The organism is Anaeromassilibacillus sp. An200 (assembly GCF_002160025.1).
Taxonomy (GTDB): Bacteria; Bacillota; Clostridia; order Oscillospirales; family Acutalibacteraceae; genus Caccousia; species Caccousia stercoris.
The window spans coordinates 1-3,218 of record NZ_NFJU01000093.1; the positions used below are offsets into that span (position 1 = coordinate 1).

A 3,218-nucleotide genomic window follows, 5' to 3' on the forward strand; every position below is an offset into this window, starting at 1 on the left:
GACAGGTTTTGGCCTGCCGCTTTTTGTGCTGCGATGGTTTTTCATGAGGCATTGAAAACCTGTTTGTCAAGGTACACGCCCTCGCTACTTATTTTCGTAGCAAGGTGCCTGTAAGGTTACAGAAGTCTCGATTCGTTATGAAGTGTTAACCTTTATCCCCATTCCAGGTAGCCGCAAAGCGAACCGCTTACATGAAAATCTTGGAGCGGCGGAAATCACTTTAAGCAACGCCGAGATCGCTGCAATCGACACAAAGCTGAAAACAATGGACCTGCCGGTGTTTGGTGGGCACTGAGAAAGAGGAGATAACATGAACAGACCTTATATATTTTGCCACATGATGACCTCTCTGGATGGAAAAATCATGGGCGACTACATGGAAACCCCGGAGGGCGAACAGGCGGGCAGCGTCTTTTATGACATCGCCTTTGGGAAGAACGCCTATTACAAGCATCAGGGGTGGCTCTCTGGTCGGGTGACAACTGACGATAACTTTACCTTTTATGAAAAGCCGGAGCTGGACGAGAACGCTCAGAAAGTGCCGGATGGAGACTTTGTAGCGCAACCGGATGCAGGTATGTACTATGTTTCGGTAGATCCTTCCGGCAATCTGGGATGGAAAAGCTGCACACTGACTTACGGAGATACTACTGCCCACGTGTTGGAAATTCTCACGGAAAAGGCATCCAATGCCTATAAAGCGTTTCTGCGGCGGTTGGGTATTTCCTATATCATCGCCGGAGAGACTGGGCTTGACTATGGGCTGGCCATGGAGAAATTGAAAGTATTATTTCATATTGAAACCCTGATGCTGGGAGGCGGAGGCGTTCTGAACTGGTCGTTTATCCAGGCTGGAATGTGCGATGAGATCAGCATCGTGATTGCGGCAGCCGCCGATGGTTCTACCGATACGCCTGCGCTGTTCTCCGCCAAAGGGAATTTTGCCCCGTCAAAGGCGCTGGGATTCCGACTGGAAAACGCAGAAGTGAAAGACGGCGGCAGTGTATGGCTGCGTTACAAGATGAACCAGGAAGGAGCAAATGCAAAATGAGTAAAAAGATGTTGATCGTATTCTACTCTTGGTCAAACGGCAACACAGAACGGATTGCCAAGATGATTCAAGAGACTACCGGGGCGGACATGGTGCAGATCGACACGGTGGTGCCCTATACCGGCAGCTATGATGATGTGGTTCGGCAAGGCCAGGAGGAAGTACAGCGTGGTTACAAGCCGGAGATCAAACCGCTGGATGTTGATATTCGGAGCTATGATGTGATCGCCGTTGGCACGCCGACTTGGTGGTACACCATGGCTCCCGCAGTCCTTACATTTCTGCACCAGCAGGACTGGAACGGAAAAATCGTTGTGCCGTTTCAGACCCACGGCGGCTGGCCGGGCCACGTGCTGGCAGACATTGCTGCTGCTTGCCATGGTGCCAAAGTTACCTGTAATATGCAGGTGAAATTTGATTCTAACGGCGGCGACCACATGGAAACACCGGAAGCTGAAGTCGAGGCGTGGACGCTGACGGTAAAGGGTCTGCTCTGACAGGAGGATTTCAAATATGGATATGAATTTTGAACAGGCAAATATTTTTGGCATCGGCCAGGAAAACAGCGGATATGCACAGTATTTTTCCGGCGCTTCCTTTCTCAATCCGCTGACTGATCCGGCCAAAAAAATGTTTTTGGTAAATGTCACCTTTGAACCCGGCTGCCGTAACAACTGGCATATCCACCACGCCAAGACAGGTGGCGGGCAGATCCTGCTCTGCATTGCAGGACGTGGTTATTATCAGGAATGGGAAAAGGAAGCCAGAGAACTTCATCCTGGCGATGTGGTGGTGATTCCGCCAGAGGTAAAGCACTGGCATGGTGCAGCACCGGATAGTTGGTTTTCGCATATTGCGTTGGAGGTTCCTGGAGAGGACACCAAGAATGAATGGTGTGAGCCAGTTTCAGAAGAAGCGTATAAGAACTTGAAATGATTCAGTTGCTTGCCTAAAGCAATTCAAACAAAGAAAGGAATCTACTATGAAAAATGTAATGATTTTGACTGGTGCGGGGCAGATTGGTATGGCCATTGCCCGCCGCATGGGATATGGAATGAAGATCATAATTGGCGATAAAAAGCCTGAGAACGCTCAAACCATCGCTAAGACCATGAATGATGCCGGGTTTGATGTGGTGCCAATTGAGATGGATCTCTCCAGCCGGGCGTCGATTCAGAACATCATCGCCAAGGCACAGAAGTACGGTGACATCACCATGCTGGTGAATGCCGCTGGTGTCTCTCCCAGTCAGGCTCCTGTCAAGGCAATTTTGAAGGTGGATCTGTATGGGACTGCTGTTCTGCTGGAGGAGGTTGGCAAGGTGATTGCCCCCGGCGGTGTGGGTGTGACCATTTCCAGTCAGTCCGGTCATCGGATGAAGCAGCTTACTCCGGAGGAAGATGAGCAGTTAGCCTGCACCCCCACGGAAGAACTTCTGAAATTGCCGCTGCTTCAGCCGGAGAATATCCGGGATACGCTGCACGCTTACCAGCTGGCCAAGCGGTGCAATGAAAAGCGTGTCATGGCGGAGTCCGTCAAATGGGGCGCAAAGGGTGCCAGGATCAACTCGATCTCCCCTGGTATCATAGTCACACCGCTGGCCATCGACGAGTTTAACGGCTCCCGCGGAGATTTCTACAAGAATATGTTTGCCAAGTGTCCCGCTGGACGGCCGGGCACCGCGGACGAAGTGGCCAATGTGGCGGAACTGCTGATGAGTGGAAAAGGCGCCTTTATCACCGGCGCCGATTTCCTCATTGATGGTGGGGCGACTGCATCTTATTTCTATGGGCCGCTGAAGCCGTAATTTGCAGAGTGGTTTAGATTGGTACTTCGTCTGGAACTGTCATAGTGATAGATCATATATCGCACACTTTACAATTCCATATATCATTACCGAAGAACGGTTGGATCAGAGCTCTCCATGATCGCCGATCTTTGCTTTTTCTTTACGGAAAGTCTGCTGTACCTTCTGCGCCTGTCGCACCATCCTCTGCACAGCCTGCCGCTCCATATCTTCATGCAGCATACGGGAAATCGCCTTTTTGCTGTCAAACATCGCCAAGGGGCTGGCCAGTGGACGACTGGTTGGAACGGATTCCACCCATGTGAAGGCCAACGCATCCCGGGCCTCGGAGGAGCTGGTGGCGCTGCCGGAGAGTCCGGG

The 3,218-nt window shown here is 51.3% G+C and carries 4 protein-coding genes and 1 pseudogene; all 5 read left to right on the forward strand.

What is annotated here, in order from left to right; genetic code table 11:
• Positions 1–121: 121 nt before the first annotated feature.
• Positions 122–295 (forward strand): annotated as a pseudogene (locus tag B5F35_RS18590) (aldo/keto reductase); the annotation flags it as partial.
• Between the two features lie 15 nt (positions 296–310).
• On the forward strand, positions 311–1,051 hold the full coding sequence (locus B5F35_RS17785) for a RibD family protein (RefSeq protein ID WP_087242986.1): 741 nt from the start codon (positions 311–313) through the stop codon (positions 1,049–1,051).
• The gene (locus B5F35_RS17790) at positions 1,048–1,548 is read left to right on the forward strand and encodes a flavodoxin (protein WP_087242989.1); all 501 of its coding nucleotides are present in this window, start codon (positions 1,048–1,050) and stop codon (positions 1,546–1,548) included. The genes B5F35_RS17785 and B5F35_RS17790 overlap by 4 nt, the downstream gene beginning before the upstream one ends.
• 16 nt (positions 1,549–1,564) lie before the next feature.
• The gene (locus B5F35_RS17795) at positions 1,565–1,987 is read left to right on the forward strand and encodes a cupin domain-containing protein (RefSeq protein ID WP_087242991.1); all 423 of its coding nucleotides are present in this window, start codon (positions 1,565–1,567) and stop codon (positions 1,985–1,987) included.
• A 46-nt stretch (positions 1,988–2,033) separates the two neighbouring features.
• The gene (locus tag B5F35_RS17800) at positions 2,034–2,858 is read left to right on the forward strand and encodes an SDR family oxidoreductase (RefSeq protein WP_087242993.1); all 825 of its coding nucleotides are present in this window, start codon (positions 2,034–2,036) and stop codon (positions 2,856–2,858) included.
• Positions 2,859–3,218: the final 360 nt, after the last annotated feature.